We start from the raw sequence: 15,702 nt of genomic DNA, 5'->3' as shown, positions 1-15,702 counted from the left end.
GGAGATAATGAACATGAAAAAACTGACAGTATTACTGGCAGCATTGTTTATGCTGACGGCGTGCGGTAGCAGCGAAGAAGCAAAAACGGGATCTGCCGAAACAGCAAAAGATGCCAAAGGTGATTATGCAAGTGCTAAAATCACAGTAAAAGGCGATGCAGTTGAGTCTATTACATTAGATGAGACAAAGGATGGCAAATCAAAAAAAGAGCTTGGTGCTAACTACAACATGAAGCCACACAGCAAAATCAAAAAAGAATGGAATGAACAGGTAGAATACTTGGAAAAGTACATTGTTAAAAACGGTATCGATAAGGTCGAATTAACAGATCAAGGCTACCCTAAAAATGACGATGTATTGGCAGGATGCACCATCAACATCACAAATCTGATGCAAGCAGCTAAAGATGCAGAAGCTGCAGCAAAGAAATAAACAACCGACAGATAGTACAGTTCTCATAAAACTGGACTATCTGTTTTTTTAACGAATTCATAATGTTATCTTTATGCGTAAACTAAAACAATGCCTAGGTTTATAGTTTTATGGTAGTAGCACATATGGCAGGATGTATGGTTGCACAAAAAGCGGTAACACTAAAATTAAGCAGAAAGGATGCGAAAGAATGAAAAAAATAACAGTGTTACTGCTTGGTGTATGCATGCTGTTGAGCGGTTGTGCAAAAAGCGAGCAGAAAGAGGGAACAGGAACTTATACAAATGCAAATGGGGAAACGACAACGGCTAAAGTAACTTTAAAAGATGGTAAAATCAGTAAGGTTTCCATTGATGAAACCGCGAAAGACAAAGACAAGACAAAAAAAGAACTTGGCGCTGACTATCATATGAAAACAGCAAGCGGTATTGGCAAAGAATGGAATGAACAAGTGAAATTCTTTGAAAACTACGTAGCTAAACATGGTATTGAAAAGTTGGAATTAAAAGATAATGGAAAGGCAGCTAACGCAGATGTTATCAGCGGCTGCACCATTAGTGTTGAAGGGTTTGTAAAAGCAATCGCCGATGCTAAGGCAAATGCTAAATAAAAAGTGATGCTCCTATATCTGTATAGGGCATCACTTTTTTCAAGCATGGAAGTTTATTTCTTATTGATTCTGGCATTCGCAATAACGATGACATCGCCGGAATTTAAAGTTACTGTTTCACTATTTAGATTATATTTCCCGGCATAAGGATAGTCATTAAAATAAGAGTTTTCATACACGTAATAGGAAGCTGTGTCTTTATATTCATTACTGGATGGTTTTAATTTATTGAATATGTGATAAAGGAATTCAATAAAAGGAATTTCATAGGATGATTTGATATATAATAAGTGATTTTCTTTTTTATCCATGTTCTACCTACATATTCTGCATCATTTTTAAGCGTTATTTAGAATGGTACAGTCTATTAAGGGCAATCTATACGATGATAATCATAAACAGCTGTACAAAAAGCGATTGCAAATGTGAAATCTTATGAGTATAATATAAAATAATGGAGGAATTTATGAACAAAGCAGATAAGATATTTATTGGACTCATCGTAGTAATTTCATGCTTGTTGTATGTCCCTTCGTTATGGTATGCCTATCAGAATCAAGGCAGCGTGAAAGAAGTCGTCGTCAGTTATAAAGATAAAGTGGTATTACAAAAACGTTTGTCATTAGATCATGTATATGAAGTAAAAGGTACATTAGGACCTGTAAAGGTAGAAGTAAAGGATGAAAAAGTGCGGGTGGAAAAAGAAACATCCCCTTATCATCTTTGTTCTATCCAAGGATGGGTGGATGACGTTAATCGTCCAATCGTCTGTCTGCCGAATAATATTGTTGTAGAGATACGTTCTGCATCTGATGAGGAAGCAGACATAGATACGGTGATTCAATGATGAGCAAAACTAAGAAAATGACGACTATTACCATGTTGATTGCTATCAGCATCTTATTTCACATGATTGAATCGATGATACCCATTCCAGTTCCTATTCCAGGTTTTAAGCTGGGCTTAGCGAATATCGTCGGTTTGATAGCCTTGTACTTGTTTGATGAAAAAGTCATGTTGGAAGTAAATCTGATGCGTGTTTTATTGGCATCTTTATTGCGAGGTGTGCTATTTGGGACAGGTTTTTGGTTGTCCCTGTGTGGAACGTTATTAAGCTGTGTTGCATGCATTATCGCAAAGCGGTATACACCGATGAGCATTTATGGTGTCAGTGTCGCCGGCAGTAGTTTTCATGCTATTGGACAAGTCATCGCGATTACGTATATATATCAGCAATTTTTTATGCAGGCCATTCTGCCTGTCTTAATTTTGCTTGGTATACCAACCGGCTTATGTATGGCATTGCTTGCTAATCAAGTGTTAATACGATTACAAAGGTAAAAAAGGAGGACATAAAGATGGAAACATTTGTATATAGACCAAAGGGAGTATGCTCACAGCAAATGACATTTACCATGGATGGCGATATTATTCGTGACGTTAAGATCGTTGGTGGCTGTGCCGGCAATTTACTGGGAATTTCCCGCATTTTGAAAGATAAAAAGATCAGTGAAGTTATGGAGGCTTTCCATGGAGTGCGCTGTGGCATGAAGGCGACCTCATGTCCAGATCAGATTGCGACGGCTTTGCAGGCATATGCAAAGCAGCACAATATGGATATTTAACAAGAAACCTTTAACCATGACAGGCACATGACGCCTGTTTTTTTATACACGAAGGGGTGAGAAAATGAAAACTATAAAATTTTTATGGACGTATATGCGTCCTTATCGTTATCAACTATTGTTATTGGTAGTGGATGTGGCATTTTATGCATTGTGTATGTTGCTAGCACCTTTGCTAATATCCTTTGTAGTAGATAATGTGATTCAGGGAGTACCATTTGACAATGGGTTTCTGCAAAATCTAGTGAATGCTTTTGGGGGTATGCAGGTGTTGCAGGATAATTTGTGGATTTGGTCTTGTATGATCGTGGCAGCTTACATCATCGTTGCGCTTGCTATCAATCGACGCAGTTTGCATAGTGGCAACGTGGCAGAAACACTGGCTTTAAATATTCGTAACGCTATGTATGATCATTTGCAAAAACTGCCTTTTGCCTATCATAAAAGCCGTGACAGCGGTGACTTGATACAGCGCAGCACTTCTGATATTGAAACCATTCGCCGCTTTTTTGCGACCCAGCTATCCGAGATGTTGTTTGCTATTTTAAATGCGACCATTGCTGCGTTGATCTTATTTCGTCGCAGTGTAAAACTAACCTTATTGTCGATTTGTTTGATTCCTTTTATTCTGTTAGCCAGTTATATCTTCTTTTCAAAAGCTAAGAAGATCTTTTTAGAGTGTGACTTGGCGGAAAGTACAATGACGACAGTGTTGCAGGAAAATCTCAATGGTGTTCGTGTTGTAAAAGCATTTCATCAGGAAAAACGAGAGATTGCTAAATTTTCATCCAGCAATGAAGCATTCGCCAAAAAATATTTTGATTTGATGCATGCACTTGCATTATTTTGGAGCAGTACTGATTTATTAGGACAGCTGCAGATCCTCTTGATGATTGCTGGAGGTATCTTCATGGCTTTGCAAGGAGAAATCACGACCGGTACGTTCTTTGTCTTTTTAATGTATGAATCTACCATTGTTTGGCCACTTCGACAGCTTGGACGTATCTTATCTGATTTAGGTAAGGTGAGTGTTTCTGTGAAACGTGTGCAGGAAGTATTGGAAGAGCCATGTGAAGATCTTGTCAGTGGTTATACGCCCGAAATTCATGGTAACATTCAATTTGAGCATGTAAGCTTTCGCTATGCAGATGGCGCGCAGGATACCTTAAAGGATATCAGTTTTACAATACCAAAAGGCAGTCGGGTTGCCATCATGGGACCTACCGGAAGTGGTAAATCTTCCTTGGTGCAGCTATTAAGCGGTATCTATGCATACCATGAAGGAAGCATTCGCATTGATGGTGTGGAATTAAAGGATATTTCTAAGAACTGGCTGCGTCGTCATGTTCAGATTGTTTTACAGGAGCCATTCTTGTTTTCCAAAACAATCTATGAAAATATTCATGTAGCATCGGAAAAAGCAAGCCACAGTGATGTGCATAAGGCTGCCAGTATGGCAAGTATCCATAAGGATATCGAACAGTTTGATGAAGGCTATGAAACCATGGTAGGGGAAAAAGGTGTTACCTTATCCGGGGGACAGAAACAACGTGTTGCCATTGCCCGTTGCTTGTTGGCGAAAAGTCCCATCATCATCCTCGATGATTCCCTTTCTGCTTTGGACACACAAACCGATCGCATGATTCAAGAGGCTTTAGATGATTATCAGCAGGAACTCACCATGCTGATGATTACCCATCGTATTTCTTCTGCGAAAAAAGCAGATTTCATCATTGTGTTAGAGGATGGTCAAATCACACAGCAGGGAACGCATGCCCAGCTTATCCAACAAGAAGGTCTTTATAAACGTATTTATGAATTGCAAAATGAAGGAGGTGAAAGCGATGGAGATGAAAGAACAAGAATTTAAAAGTGATGTGTTTGATGCGCATACATGGAAATATGTGTTTCAGCTCTTATGGAAGCATAAAAAACATTTAGTTTTCTTAATCCTATTTAATATCGCCTTGGCTATCAGCGATGTCATCATGCCCATGTTAAATCGTCATGCCATCAATACGTATGTCGATGATGCGCATAGTGCCGCAGGTTTAGGCAATTTTATAGCAATCTATGCCGCCATGATCATCCTGCAATGTCTGTTAGTTTATCTTTTCTTTCGTTTTGCGGCAAGAGTTGAAAGCGATTATGGAAAGCAGTTGCGGCTGCTTTGTTTTGAAAAGCTGCAAAACCAAACCTTTTCTTATTTTGATAAAACAGCCAATGGCTGGTTGATGGCAAGAATTACTTCCGATACGGCCCGTTTAGCTGAAACGTTAGCTTGGGCTTTTGTCGATGTGGTATGGGGCATTTTTGTGATGATTGGTATTAGTATCGTCATGCTGATCGTGAATTGGCAAATGGCCTTAGCGGTATTGATCATGGTGCCGCTATTATGGCTAATATCACTATATTTTCAAAGAAGGATATTAAAGGCACAGCGATTGTCTAGAAAAGCGAATTCCAAGATAACAGCCGCTTTTGCCGAAGGCATTAACGGTGCGCAGACAACGAAGACCTTGGCAATTGAAGAACAGAACTTTCGCGAATTTCAAACAAAGACAGCGGATATGAAACGTTACAGCATGTCTGCCTTGCGTATCAATGCTATCTTTCAACCTGTCGTATATTTATGCAGTGCTTTAGTGATCGCTATGCTGCTTTATATCGGTGGACAGCAGGTTTTATTGCATACGATTCAGTTTGGTACCTTAGCGATGTTTATCAATTATGCTCAATTATTTTTTGATCCGTTGAAACAAATTGCCAGAGTCTTGGCAGAAATTCAAATGGCACAAGCCAGTGCGGAACGTGTCGTTGCTTTGTTAGAAGAACCAATTGCGATACAGGATAAAGAAAGCGTCAGAAAGATTTATGGAACGTTGTTGGATGAGCATAAAGAAGCGTATGAACCATTGTTAGGAGATGTAGCTTTTCATCATGTGAGTTTTGCTTATCTTCCAAATGAGCCCATCTTAAAGGACTTTAATTTAGAGGTAAAACAAGGGCAGATGGTAGCCCTTGTCGGGGAAACCGGCTCGGGGAAAAGTACGATTGTGAATTTGCTTTGTCGTTTTTATGAACCGAAGGAAGGCTATATTGCTATTGATGGTCATGATTATCGCGACCGCAGCGTTGGCTGGCTGCATTCTCACATCGGATATGTGTTGCAGACACCGAATTTATTCTCAGGAACGATTGCTGATAATATTCGCTATGGCCGACCGGAAGCAAGCGATGCCGAAGTGATTGCTGTTGCAAAACAAATCCATGCCCATGAATTTATCATGAAGATGGAAAAAGGCTATGAAAGTCAGGTGGGGGAAGGCGGCGATTTATTATCGACCGGACAAAAGCAATTGATTAGTTTTGCCAGAGCTATCTTGGCTAATCCAAGTATTGTCATTCTTGATGAAGCCACTAGTTCTATTGACACAGAAAGTGAAAAAGCCATCCAACATGCGATAACAAAGCTATTAGAAAAACGTACCAGTTTTGTTGTTGCCCATCGTTTATCGACCATTGTGCATGCGGACATCATTGTTGTCTTGTCCCATGGTCGCATCATTGAGCAGGGCACCCATGCGGAATTAATGGCACTGCGAGGACACTATCATAAACTATATACCGTTCAATACCAAGAAGAGAAAGAGCGTGTATTGCTTCATAGAGAGGATAGCTTGGCTACCTAAAATATAAAAGTCGTTGCTGTTTTGTAGCAGAAACGACTTTTTTGCGTGAAGTATTATAACAATCAAAGGATTTAAAGATAGCACTTGCCTCTCATTATCCTTGATTATGAAAGCACATGGATTACGGTGGAAGCTACAAAAGAAGCCAATATCCATGAGGAAGCAAATGATTATTTTGAATTTTTGAATCATATAGTATCATAAAATTGTATCATTTTGCGTTATCAAACAAGGCGCTAGAATGCTTTTTTGACTGACAGCAAGCGCAAGGTATGTTATAATTTAAGACGTAAAAATATGAGGTGAGAGGACTATGCAAAGAATTGCGAAATTTCATAAAGTAAGCTTTCAACAATTTGAAAAGGACTGGAAAGACACCTTTGCTGGCAGTAACAGTGTTGAAATTCAGAATATCTATGACACGTTAAGGCTACCACAACGAGCAACAGCAGGTTCTGCCGGCTATGATTTTTATGCTCCTATCAGTTTCACCCTACATCCTAGGGAAACGATTAAGATTCCAACAGGAATACGTGCTGAAATGCAGGAAGGATGGGTTTTATCTTTATATCCAAGAAGTTCGCTGGGGTTTAAATATCGTCTGCAATTAAACAATACCGTTGGTATCGTAGATAGCGATTATTTTTATTCAGATAATGAAGGACATATTTTCGCGAAAATAACCAATGATGCTAAGGAAGATAAAACCTTGTATATGAAACAAGGAGAAGGATTTTTACAGGGAATCTTCTTGCCATTTGGTATTACAGAGGATGATGAGGTCGCAGCAAAACGTAATGGAGGCTTTGGTAGTACCAATACACAATAAGCAGCAGGTAAGCATATCTGTTGTTTTTTTATTGAATATGGTAGTTTAGGTATAAAAAAGGCTAGACTTGTATTACAAGATGAAAAAAGGTAAATTTTAGGCAAATACCGCAACATTAATTTTTACATAAGAAGCAGAAAGGCAGTGCAGTATGAGAAACCTCATGAAGATACTGCTTTAACGATGGTGATAGCAGGTTTAACGAGTAGAACGGATATCACGCCGTATACGGTTGCCCAGTATGCCCAAAAACATCATTATTATGTGAATGGCATTGGCAGTAGTTGGGATTTGATTAGTGAAGGCGGTAGTGCTTTTGGAGTGAAGGCACATGTTATGGGTACGGATAAAGGTAGTATTTATTTACGTTTAAGATAAGGATATCCTATTAACTGTAGTATGGGAAAAGGTGTGTTCACAACAAATGGGCATTACATTGTGTTAAGCGGTATTGAAAAAGGAAAAATCAAAGTAAAGGATCCTAACAGCATTATTCGCAGCAATGTCCTTTGGGATTTTGAAACTTTTGATGATCAAATAGAAGCATGCTGGTATTTTAGTAAAAAGTAAAGTTCTTAGAAAATTGTAACGATTTTACTCAATCACAGACAAATAGGAAGTTTAAAATCATCCATCAATGATTTTTTACTTCCTTTTTTTCTTTTTAAATATGTGTACTCACTATTGTCATAGTTCTTTACTTATAGGTAATACTTAGTATTAAATTAAATTTAGTATTTGACAATACCAAGTAGTAGGTATATCATAATAGTAGGAGGTGATGCCAGTGAACACCCAGTTTAAGAAAGGGGTATTGGAACTGATCGTCTTATTGTCGGTTTATAAAAAAGACATGTATGGCTATGAATTGGTATCTGAGGTCAGCAAGGTAATAGATGTTAATGAAGGAACAATCTATCCTTTGTTAAAACGTTTGACCAATGAACATTACTTTGAAACATATCTGGTAGAATCGAGCGAAGGACCTCCGCGCAAATATTATCGCATCACAAGCTTAGGAAAAGAACGTGGAAGATTATTGCTTAAAGAGTGGAATGCCTTCCATGAAACCGTGAATAACTTTATTAAGGAGAGTGAAACGTATGACGAAAGATGAGTTTCTTCGCATTTTAGACCGTAAACTACAGGTCATTAATGAACGCGAACGCAGAGATATCATAGATGAATATCGCACGCATATTGAAATGAAGGTACAGGAAGGGAAAACGGAAGCTGAGGCAATTGAAGATTTTGGGGATATTGATGAATTGGTGAATGAAATTCTGGATGCTTATAAAATCAATACCAAACAAGTGAATAACAGTTTTGATCATAAGTTTAACAGCTTTATGGATGATTTGTTTGAAGGCTTCCAACGTTTCTTAGGATCATTTACATCCTTAGATGTTGAAGATGTTGTACGTTTGGTTTTTGAAATATTAACGATTTTAATTTTATTGCTTATTTTACGTATTCCGTTTGCTTTGGTATCAAGTTTAGGTTATGAACTCTTACATTCATTGATTGGCTTTGGAATAGGTAATGTATTAGCACATATTTGGGAATTGATCATCAGCATTGCTTATATTGTACTGTTTATTGTTGTTTTCGTTAATCTGATTGGCAAACGTGTACAACGTTACCGTCAAAAAAATCCTAATAGTAAATCAGTCTTTGATGATTTTAAAGATAGTGTGCATAAAATGAATCGCTCACATGCCCAAGACACCATCTATGATGAAACAAAAGATGCTAGTTATCAGAAAGAACAGTATCAAGAACATCCTTATCAGAAACAAGAGGACAAAGAACAAGCTGAATTTGAACAAGATCAATATCAATCCGTTCATCGGGAAAGTGATAGTATAGGTGAAGGCGTTGGCAGTCTGGTTTCTGTGCTTATGAAAATTTTCTTCTGTTTGATGATGATACCAGTCATCGGTATCATGGTGGGATTATGTTGTGCCCTTGGCGCAATGGTCATCTTAAGTTTAGAAGGACTGACCTTGTTTGGCGCTTACTTCATCGTTATCGGTGGTATTATTTTAGTAAGTGCCTTCCTTACTGCCATGTATCGTGTATTATGGAAAAGGGGGTAATGAAATGAAACGTTTTCTAGTATCCTTTATCATTGGGATGACATTATTAGCTGCGGGTGTCACTACGTTAATCTTTGAATTACGTGATTTTCGTTTTGTTGATGCAAGTAGCGAGGAAATTGAACAAAATTCATTGAGTGATGAAATCACCATTGGCAAGGAAGATGTAAAACTGTATTTTGACGATGGTATGTCTTATGATATTCATATTGATGATACGGTAAAAGACAACGTCATCCAACTGAAGTATGCAGAAACGATTGCATTTCGCAATGAACGAACTTCTTTGTATTTCAGTTATGCCGATCATGCGCATATTACATCCTTTCATGAGGGATGGGAAACTTTTCAAAAGGTCATTGATGGTTTGAAAAAGCATGAAATTTACAGTTTTGATGCTTGCTTTGCAATTCGCATCACATGCAATGAAGCGACACGGAAACATTTGCAATTTTACCAGAATTAAAAATGTTCATAGCGTATGAAATAAAAAAAAGACGAGGAGGTATTGAGATGAGGAGCACTGTACGATCATAGGTAACATAAAAAGAAATGAAGAAAGGACCTATGAACATGACAAAATTTCTTGAACATAAAGATATTTACCTACGACCTCAGCAAGAGGAAGATGCAGCTTTCTTTTATACTTGGAATAACGATGCACTTACGCGTGGGAAGATCGGAGAAAAACGCAGTAAAAGCTTGTTGCAAATACAGCAAAGTTTAAACAAGCAGCGAAGTGACAGTATCTGGTTTAGCGTGGTGAAAAAAGATAGCGATGAAGTGATTGGAGAAACCGGCTTTTTGCGGATGGATCCGGATAATGGTTGCAGTGATTTTTCTATCATCCTTCCCGATGCTGCCCAGCAACATAAAGGCTATGGAAAGCAAGTTGTGGAATTGATGTTTGCATATGCCTTTGGCTATCTTCATTTGCATCGTTTGGCAATCGGTGTCGTTGATTTCAACACAGAAGCCTTACAATTTTATAAACGGGTTGGTTTTCAACAGGAAGGCATCTATGAAGAAAGCTATTATTATGATTTCAAATATCATGATTTTATCATGATGCGCATCTTAAAACAGGAATATCTAAGATTATATCAAGCAGAATGCAAGAGCAGAACATGAGACGTTCTGCTTTTTTTTGGTTGACAATATCGTTTAACGATATTATACTAAAAATGAAGGGAATATCGTTAAACGATATTGGAGGTGAGAACATGCCGAAGAAACAGTTGGATACATTAACGGAACCGATGTATTATACACTGATTGCGTTAATGACACCAAAATGCGGTATTGAAATCACAGAATTTGTAAGAGATTTAACACAAGGGCGTGTCCGTTTAGTTCCCGGTACACTGTATGCTATTTTATCAAAGTTTGAAAGTGAAGAGCTGATTGATGAAGTCATGCTGGAAGGGCGTAAACGTATTTATCAGATTACCGAGAAAGGAAAAGTGATGCTGATGGAAGAACATCAGCGTCTAGAGACAATGCTAAAAGAAGGAGAAATTGGTTTAAAGTTGCAGAAAGGAGATTCCTTATGAAAACTCGCTATGCTTTTTTGTATTTCAATATTTGTGAATATAAGGTATTAGAAACCTACTTACGCCAGATGGCAAAAAAAGGTTGGGCATTAGATTCCATATTTGGCTATATTTTTATCTTCACTAAGAAAAAACAGCCCAAGCATACATATTATGTTGACTTTAATATGAGCCGTGATGCAAGCAAGAATGCGCAGTTTCACGATATGATTGAAGAATATGGCTATGCGTATGTTGCCGGAAACAGTTTGTTGAGTGTTTTTGGCAGTGATGAGGATATGGAAATACCAATCCGTGGTGATGATGAAATAACATATCAACAATTGAACAAAGCAGGAAGATGGATGAATTGGGGAAATCTTATAGTTGGTTTGCTTTGGATCATCATCGGCTTGCTAAGTGTTTTCCAGTATTATGATCACGTTGTATACAGGATTAGTTTAATGAGCGTCGGTTTTACACAGATATTAATTGGCATGATCTGGTTGAGTGTAAGTTATCCTTTTATTCAATGGCGAATGTTTAAAAAAACGTCCTTTACCTTGTGGAGCATACAGCTGCGATCCTATTTTGTAATCTTATGTACATGTGCTTTCCTTTGTACGTTGCTTCTTTTTTTACCAATAGTTGTCTTTTGCAGCATACTTATTTTAGTAAGCTTACTGCTTTTATTAAAATCGCTATGGGAAGCTTCTGGAAAACGTTTGTCACGCATATTCGCGGCATTGTTTGCTCTTATTCTCACTTGTGTGTTAATGGGCAGCAATCTTATCTCTGCTTATTATAAAGCACGTGCGAACACAACCTTAGAGGCAATGAACACGATGGTGAAAGAGTATATGGTAGAGCAGGGATATCAATATGAGCCAGGTATGACATTGACGGATAATTCCATTATTTTTTCGCAAAAAGAAAGTAGTTTTATGGCACAAGAGAAAACATGGCTGACTCGTTTGTATCTGCTTGAGCATAGTTTATGGAAAGAAGATGTTCGTAAAGATATTTTAGATCAATTAGGTGCAGATGCACCACATTTGCAGAAAGAACAGCTAGGGGATATGCAAATATATAAGAATGCAGATACTGCAATTTATGTAAAAGGTGATTTCATCGTTTATACGTATAGTGAAGAACAAAAAGAACTATCAAATGAATTTGTGCAAGCATTGTTTGCGGAAGCTGAAAAGAAAAGTGGCTAATGTAAATTTGTTTCAGAAATAAAATGCAAAATAATGTAAAAAATACTTGAAAAGTATGTAACATCATGTTATAGTATAGACAAGATTTAATACTAAATCTGCGAAATGCTTTTTATAAAAGATTTCCTAACGAATGAACGTGTCAGTTCATCCTCCTTATTTATAAACTTTCCTAATTACCGATTTACCATTCTTTTGTAAAAAGTATCATAAAAGCTGCTGACAGGCAGCTTTTTTCAAGTTATTCATATTAAAAGCACGAATATTCTTTTTCATGTTCCTTATTTACATGCTGCATATTCGCTTTTTATATTGTTTTACATAAAAAATGTAAGAAAAACAAGTTAACTATTTGTATGACTGCGTAAATCTTGGTATAATAATTTCGATTGCGCTTGAATAAGCAAGAAGGGTGAAAAAGATGAAAGTGAAACATATTTTGCTGTTTGTAAGTGTCGTATTGTTAGATCAGCTTAGCAAATGGCTACTTGATATAAATATGCAGATAGGAGATAGTATAACGTTGATTCCGGGATTTTTCCGTATTACGTATTTGCATAATACGGGGGCAGCTTGGAGCATGTTTGAAGGGAAAATGGGATTTTTCATGATTGTGACAGTCATTGCTCTCATTGTGATGGGATATTTCTATTATTGTGCGGAGAAAAAGGATGCGTTAACAAAGTATGGATTAGTCTTAATGATGGCAGGTACTCTTGGGAATTTTATTGACCGCCTATGTTTCCAGCATGTACGTGATTTCTTAGACTTTGTAATCTTAGGATATGATTTTCCTGTATTTAATGTGGCCGATATCGCATTGTGCGTCGGAGTCTTTTTGATTCTGGTATCTGTCTTTTTAGAGGAGCGTTTTGGAGGTGTGAAAAAATGCGAGAAATAGATGTAATCGTAACAGAAGAAGAGGCTTTTCAACGCATTGATAAATATATTAGTGAAAAGGAAGATGATTTGTCACGTAGCCGTGTTCAGCAGCTGTTGCAAGAGGGCATTGTCTGTGTGAATGGTAATGCTTGTAAGGCAAATTACAAAATAAAACCTAAAGATCATATAACGGCAGTATTTTGTGATGAGATAGAAATGGAAGCGAAACCTGAACAGATGGATTTGGATATTCGTTATGAAGACCATGATGTAATTGTCATCAATAAGCCAAAAGGTATGGTCGTTCATCCGGCAGTAGGCAATCAGACGGGAACATTAGTCAATGGATTGCTGTATCATTGTAAAGATTTATCCGGTATAAATGGTGTCTTGCGCCCCGGTATTGTCCATCGTATCGATAAGGATACAACAGGGCTATTGATTGTCGCCAAAAATGATAAAGCACATACAGCTTTAAGTAAGCAGCTTCAAAATAAAACGGTAAATCGTCTGTATTATGCGCTTGTTCATGGCGTTATTGAACATGATTTTGGTACGATTGATGCACCGATTGGAAGAGATGTGAAGGATCGCCAGAAAATGGCAGTAACGGCCACCAATGCCAAGGATGCTCGTACCCATTTTAAGGTCATAGAGCGTTTTGCCCACTATACACTTGTGGAATGCCGATTAGAAACAGGTAGAACACATCAAATACGTGTCCACATGCAATACATTAAGCATCCGGTTGTCGGTGATGAGAAATACTCATATCGTAAAACTATGCAAACACAAGGACAGCTATTACATGCCCATCAATTGACCTTTGTTCATCCTACAACGAATGAGAAAATAACAGTTGAAGCAGAACTTCCTAAACAGTTCGCGGACATTTTAGAAGAACTGCGCAGTCAACAGAGGTGAGGATATGGAGATTTCCAAATATGATATTTATGCTTATCAGATCATGCATTATCTGATTACGGCATATCAATATCAAGTTGTGCGCGTGGATCAGTATAAAGAAGATCTGTGGCTGGCTAATCCAAAACAGGAACAGTATCCAGTGATTCGCATCAGCTCACAGCGTATGGAAAAAGTAGATGAAAATATTGCCTATCTGCGTAATGTACATCGTAAGATATTAGATATGATTCATCGCGAAGGACATCTTCTTTTATTGAATACATGTCCGGATTGTTTCTTATTGGATAATCCTTTTATAAAACAGATTCGTGTTGGCCCTCATAGTGTCAGTGATATTATGATCTTACAAACGTTTCGCAATCTGGCGGAGGTTGTGCACGATGTAGAAGATCCTAAAGAAGAAATGGCACGGTTGGCACGTTCAATAGAAGAAACCCAAATTCTTCAACAAAAAAAGTTCATTGCGAAAGTCAAGCGTTCCTTGCGTCCGGATATCACGATTACGGTCATGGCTTTTTGTGTGCTATATGCGCTTGTTAATTATATCATCAGTATGGCTACAAAGGGCAGTATCGCTTCATGGATTGCCGCGGGTGCGTATTATAAGATGAATGTGGTCGCGGCACATGAATATTGGCGTTTATTAAGCGCTGGCTTTTTACATGCAGATATCATTGTTTTGTTATTTTCCATGTATGCGTTATATCAAACAGGAAAACTGTGTGAACCATTGTTTACTAAAGGACAATATCTTGCGGTATTGATCGGTTCTATTTTCACTGGTTATGTCTGTATGTTGATTGGCAATGGCAATGCTATCGCTTATGGCATCAGTTCAGGTATCTGGGGCATTAGTGGGGCTTATATTGCAAGTGTTTTCGGGAATGGCAGCTATCATTTGCCAATGATACGTTATATGGTTTTGAAGGTTCTGCTGTTCGATATATTTGTCTGGTTACTGCCGGGCATGTCCTTTTTAGGAAATCTGGGGGGGATGGTGTTTGGTATGGTCATAACAATGTCTTTTGTTAAAAATAAAAAATGGCCAAAATTACGCACACATGCGAAAGCAGCTACCTCTTTATTATTTGTGAGTTTATGTGTGCTAGGGCTTTCCATTCAAACGGTAACACCATTGCAGCCGGAGATGGACCAAGAAATTATTCAAATCTTTACACATACACCTATGGATGGCTATGCACGGTATTTAAAGTCGTGTTATAATAAACAATATAGATTGGAGTAATGGTTATGAAAAGAATGGACGTATTAAGTTGGGATGAGTATTTTATGGGTTTGGCACATTTGAGTGCTATGCGTAGCAAAGATCCCAGCACACAAGTTGGCGCTGTGATTGTCAGCGGCGAACATCGCGTTGTAAGCATTGGTTATAATGGCTTTCCTAATGGATGTAGTGATGATGAATTTCCCTGGGATCGGGAAGGAGACTTTGGTGCTACTAAGTATCCTTATGTCGTTCATGCGGAATTAAACGCTATTCTGAATAGTAAAAATGATTTGCGTGGCTGTAGCATTTATGTATCTTTATTCCCATGTAATGAATGTGCAAAAGCAATCATTCAAAGCGGAATCAGCCGCATTGTTTATGAATCCGATAAATATGCGGATACCGATGCGACCATTGCCAGCAAACGGATGTTGCGAGCTGCTGGAGTGGAATTATATCAGTTGCCATATCGTATACAGATGCAGGTGCAAAAAGAGGAAAACGAATAAAGGTATTTAAAGAAACGTGATGATAAGTCACGTTTTTTTTGTGTGGCGGGCATGCCACATATCTAGGGTGAAAATCCCTCGGGGCGTAGTTATCGACGAACCCAAGAGCGACTTGC

The 15,702-nt window shown here is 38.0% G+C and carries 21 protein-coding genes; 20 read left to right on the top strand and 1 reads right to left on the bottom strand.

Annotation, left to right across the window (positions count from 1 at the left end):
- The first annotated feature begins 13 nt into the window (after window positions 1-13).
- Window positions 14-433: a hypothetical protein gene (locus tag ACESSZ_RS11610; protein ID WP_008688894.1), complete on the top strand. Its 420-nt coding sequence runs from the start codon at window positions 14-16 to the stop codon at window positions 431-433.
- Between the two features lie 190 nt (window positions 434-623).
- Window positions 624-1,043 carry an FMN-binding protein gene (locus ACESSZ_RS11605; protein ID WP_008688893.1) on the top strand — a complete coding sequence of 140 codons (420 nt, stop codon included), beginning with the start codon at window positions 624-626 and terminating at the stop codon, window positions 1,041-1,043.
- Window positions 1,044-1,096: 53 nt separating this feature from the next.
- Here the strand turns inward: ACESSZ_RS11605 and ACESSZ_RS11600 are convergent, their stop codons facing one another.
- Entirely contained in the window at window positions 1,097-1,354 is a 258-nt protein-coding gene (locus ACESSZ_RS11600; RefSeq protein WP_008978999.1) for a hypothetical protein, read from the bottom strand.
- A 155-nt stretch (window positions 1,355-1,509) separates the two neighbouring features.
- Between ACESSZ_RS11600 and ACESSZ_RS11595 the strand changes: the two genes are divergently transcribed.
- From ACESSZ_RS11595 to ACESSZ_RS11510, 18 genes are all read left to right on the top strand, one after another.
- Window positions 1,510-1,890: a NusG domain II-containing protein gene (locus ACESSZ_RS11595; protein ID WP_008688891.1), complete on the top strand. Its 381-nt coding sequence runs from the start codon at window positions 1,510-1,512 to the stop codon at window positions 1,888-1,890.
- Entirely contained in the window at window positions 1,890-2,384 is a 495-nt protein-coding gene (locus ACESSZ_RS11590) for a Gx transporter family protein (RefSeq protein ID WP_017144630.1), read from the top strand. Before ACESSZ_RS11595 ends, ACESSZ_RS11590 begins: the two co-directional genes overlap by 1 nt.
- Window positions 2,385-2,401: 17 nt before the next feature.
- A complete protein-coding gene (locus ACESSZ_RS11585; RefSeq protein WP_008688889.1) occupies window positions 2,402-2,668 on the top strand; it encodes a TIGR03905 family TSCPD domain-containing protein in 267 nt (88 codons plus the stop codon).
- A gap of 64 nt (window positions 2,669-2,732) precedes the next feature.
- Window positions 2,733-4,538 carry an ABC transporter ATP-binding protein gene (locus tag ACESSZ_RS11580; protein WP_270373474.1) on the top strand — a complete coding sequence of 602 codons (1,806 nt, stop codon included), beginning with the start codon at window positions 2,733-2,735 and terminating at the stop codon, window positions 4,536-4,538.
- Window positions 4,513-6,360: an ABC transporter ATP-binding protein gene (locus ACESSZ_RS11575; RefSeq protein WP_499842814.1), complete on the top strand. Its 1,848-nt coding sequence runs from the start codon at window positions 4,513-4,515 to the stop codon at window positions 6,358-6,360. The genes ACESSZ_RS11580 and ACESSZ_RS11575 overlap by 26 nt, the downstream gene beginning before the upstream one ends.
- 313 nt (window positions 6,361-6,673) lie before the next feature.
- Window positions 6,674-7,189 carry a dCTP deaminase/dUTPase family protein gene (locus ACESSZ_RS11570; RefSeq protein WP_008688883.1) on the top strand — a complete coding sequence of 172 codons (516 nt, stop codon included), beginning with the start codon at window positions 6,674-6,676 and terminating at the stop codon, window positions 7,187-7,189.
- 144 nt (window positions 7,190-7,333) lie between these two features.
- Window positions 7,334-7,567: a hypothetical protein gene (locus tag ACESSZ_RS11565; RefSeq protein WP_243642682.1), complete on the top strand. Its 234-nt coding sequence runs from the start codon at window positions 7,334-7,336 to the stop codon at window positions 7,565-7,567.
- A gap of 9 nt (window positions 7,568-7,576) precedes the next feature.
- The gene (locus ACESSZ_RS11560; RefSeq protein ID WP_257524838.1) at window positions 7,577-7,759 is read left to right on the top strand and encodes a hypothetical protein; all 183 of its coding nucleotides are present in this window, start codon (window positions 7,577-7,579) and stop codon (window positions 7,757-7,759) included.
- Window positions 7,760-7,970: 211 nt separating this feature from the next.
- A complete protein-coding gene (locus ACESSZ_RS11555; protein WP_008688881.1) occupies window positions 7,971-8,306 on the top strand; it encodes a PadR family transcriptional regulator in 336 nt (111 codons plus the stop codon).
- Complete coding sequence (locus ACESSZ_RS11550) at window positions 8,293-9,288, top strand: DUF1700 domain-containing protein (RefSeq protein ID WP_008688880.1); 996 nt, start codon at window positions 8,293-8,295, stop codon at window positions 9,286-9,288. The genes ACESSZ_RS11555 and ACESSZ_RS11550 overlap by 14 nt, the downstream gene beginning before the upstream one ends.
- A 4-nt stretch (window positions 9,289-9,292) precedes the next feature.
- The gene (locus ACESSZ_RS11545) at window positions 9,293-9,754 is read left to right on the top strand and encodes a hypothetical protein (RefSeq protein ID WP_331866806.1); all 462 of its coding nucleotides are present in this window, start codon (window positions 9,293-9,295) and stop codon (window positions 9,752-9,754) included.
- A gap of 107 nt (window positions 9,755-9,861) precedes the next feature.
- The gene (locus ACESSZ_RS11540) at window positions 9,862-10,419 is read left to right on the top strand and encodes a GNAT family N-acetyltransferase (RefSeq protein ID WP_230326882.1); all 558 of its coding nucleotides are present in this window, start codon (window positions 9,862-9,864) and stop codon (window positions 10,417-10,419) included.
- A gap of 92 nt (window positions 10,420-10,511) precedes the next feature.
- Complete coding sequence (locus tag ACESSZ_RS11535) at window positions 10,512-10,841, top strand: PadR family transcriptional regulator (protein ID WP_008688877.1); 330 nt, start codon at window positions 10,512-10,514, stop codon at window positions 10,839-10,841.
- Window positions 10,838-12,040 carry a DUF2812 domain-containing protein gene (locus ACESSZ_RS11530; RefSeq protein ID WP_230326883.1) on the top strand — a complete coding sequence of 401 codons (1,203 nt, stop codon included), beginning with the start codon at window positions 10,838-10,840 and terminating at the stop codon, window positions 12,038-12,040. Before ACESSZ_RS11535 ends, ACESSZ_RS11530 begins: the two co-directional genes overlap by 4 nt.
- 421 nt (window positions 12,041-12,461) lie before the next feature.
- Window positions 12,462-12,941: a signal peptidase II gene (gene lspA / locus ACESSZ_RS11525; protein ID WP_008688872.1), complete on the top strand. Its 480-nt coding sequence runs from the start codon at window positions 12,462-12,464 to the stop codon at window positions 12,939-12,941.
- Window positions 12,929-13,846 (top strand): RluA family pseudouridine synthase, encoded by a 918-nt coding sequence (locus ACESSZ_RS11520; protein ID WP_008688870.1) that lies wholly within the window; start codon window positions 12,929-12,931, stop codon window positions 13,844-13,846. Before lspA ends, ACESSZ_RS11520 begins: the two co-directional genes overlap by 13 nt.
- 4 nt (window positions 13,847-13,850) lie before the next feature.
- Window positions 13,851-15,095 (top strand): rhomboid family intramembrane serine protease, encoded by a 1,245-nt coding sequence (locus tag ACESSZ_RS11515; RefSeq protein ID WP_331866808.1) that lies wholly within the window; start codon window positions 13,851-13,853, stop codon window positions 15,093-15,095.
- A gap of 5 nt (window positions 15,096-15,100) precedes the next feature.
- Window positions 15,101-15,586, top strand: a complete 486-nt coding sequence (locus ACESSZ_RS11510) for a deoxycytidylate deaminase (RefSeq protein WP_008688867.1) — start codon at window positions 15,101-15,103, stop codon at window positions 15,584-15,586.
- The last annotated feature ends 116 nt before the right edge of the window (window positions 15,587-15,702 follow it).

This window comes from Eubacterium sp. 3_1_31, from assembly GCF_964249515.1.
GTDB lineage: Bacteria > Bacillota_I > Bacilli_A > Erysipelotrichales > Erysipelotrichaceae > Longicatena > Longicatena caecimuris.
Note: the sequence above shows the minus strand (reverse complement) of the source record. Positions and strands in the feature narration are given on the sequence as shown.

Bases quoted from the DNA above. Each gene is read 5' to 3' on its own strand.
- ACESSZ_RS11610 (WP_008688894.1), top strand. From the start codon at position 14: ATGAAAAAACTGACAGTATTACTGGCAGCATTGTTTATGCTGACGGCG.
- ACESSZ_RS11605 (WP_008688893.1), top strand. From the start codon at position 624: ATGAAAAAAATAACAGTGTTACTGCTTGGTGTATGCATGCTGTTGAGC.
- ACESSZ_RS11600 (WP_008978999.1), bottom strand. From the start codon at position 1,354: ATGGATAAAAAAGAAAATCACTTATTATATATCAAATCATCCTATGAA.
- ACESSZ_RS11595 (WP_008688891.1), top strand. From the start codon at position 1,510: ATGAACAAAGCAGATAAGATATTTATTGGACTCATCGTAGTAATTTCA.
- ACESSZ_RS11590 (WP_017144630.1), top strand. From the start codon at position 1,890: ATGAGCAAAACTAAGAAAATGACGACTATTACCATGTTGATTGCTATC.
- ACESSZ_RS11585 (WP_008688889.1), top strand. From the start codon at position 2,402: ATGGAAACATTTGTATATAGACCAAAGGGAGTATGCTCACAGCAAATG.
- ACESSZ_RS11580 (WP_270373474.1), top strand. From the start codon at position 2,733: ATGAAAACTATAAAATTTTTATGGACGTATATGCGTCCTTATCGTTAT.
- ACESSZ_RS11575 (WP_499842814.1), top strand. From the start codon at position 4,513: ATGGAGATGAAAGAACAAGAATTTAAAAGTGATGTGTTTGATGCGCAT.
- ACESSZ_RS11570 (WP_008688883.1), top strand. From the start codon at position 6,674: ATGCAAAGAATTGCGAAATTTCATAAAGTAAGCTTTCAACAATTTGAA.
- ACESSZ_RS11555 (WP_008688881.1), top strand. From the start codon at position 7,971: ATGCCAGTGAACACCCAGTTTAAGAAAGGGGTATTGGAACTGATCGTC.
- ACESSZ_RS11550 (WP_008688880.1), top strand. From the start codon at position 8,293: ATGACGAAAGATGAGTTTCTTCGCATTTTAGACCGTAAACTACAGGTC.
- ACESSZ_RS11545 (WP_331866806.1), top strand. From the start codon at position 9,293: ATGAAACGTTTTCTAGTATCCTTTATCATTGGGATGACATTATTAGCT.
- ACESSZ_RS11540 (WP_230326882.1), top strand. From the start codon at position 9,862: ATGACAAAATTTCTTGAACATAAAGATATTTACCTACGACCTCAGCAA.
- ACESSZ_RS11535 (WP_008688877.1), top strand. From the start codon at position 10,512: ATGCCGAAGAAACAGTTGGATACATTAACGGAACCGATGTATTATACA.
- ACESSZ_RS11530 (WP_230326883.1), top strand. From the start codon at position 10,838: ATGAAAACTCGCTATGCTTTTTTGTATTTCAATATTTGTGAATATAAG.
- lspA (WP_008688872.1), top strand. From the start codon at position 12,462: ATGAAAGTGAAACATATTTTGCTGTTTGTAAGTGTCGTATTGTTAGAT.
- ACESSZ_RS11520 (WP_008688870.1), top strand. From the start codon at position 12,929: ATGCGAGAAATAGATGTAATCGTAACAGAAGAAGAGGCTTTTCAACGC.
- ACESSZ_RS11515 (WP_331866808.1), top strand. From the start codon at position 13,851: ATGGAGATTTCCAAATATGATATTTATGCTTATCAGATCATGCATTAT.
- ACESSZ_RS11510 (WP_008688867.1), top strand. From the start codon at position 15,101: ATGAAAAGAATGGACGTATTAAGTTGGGATGAGTATTTTATGGGTTTG.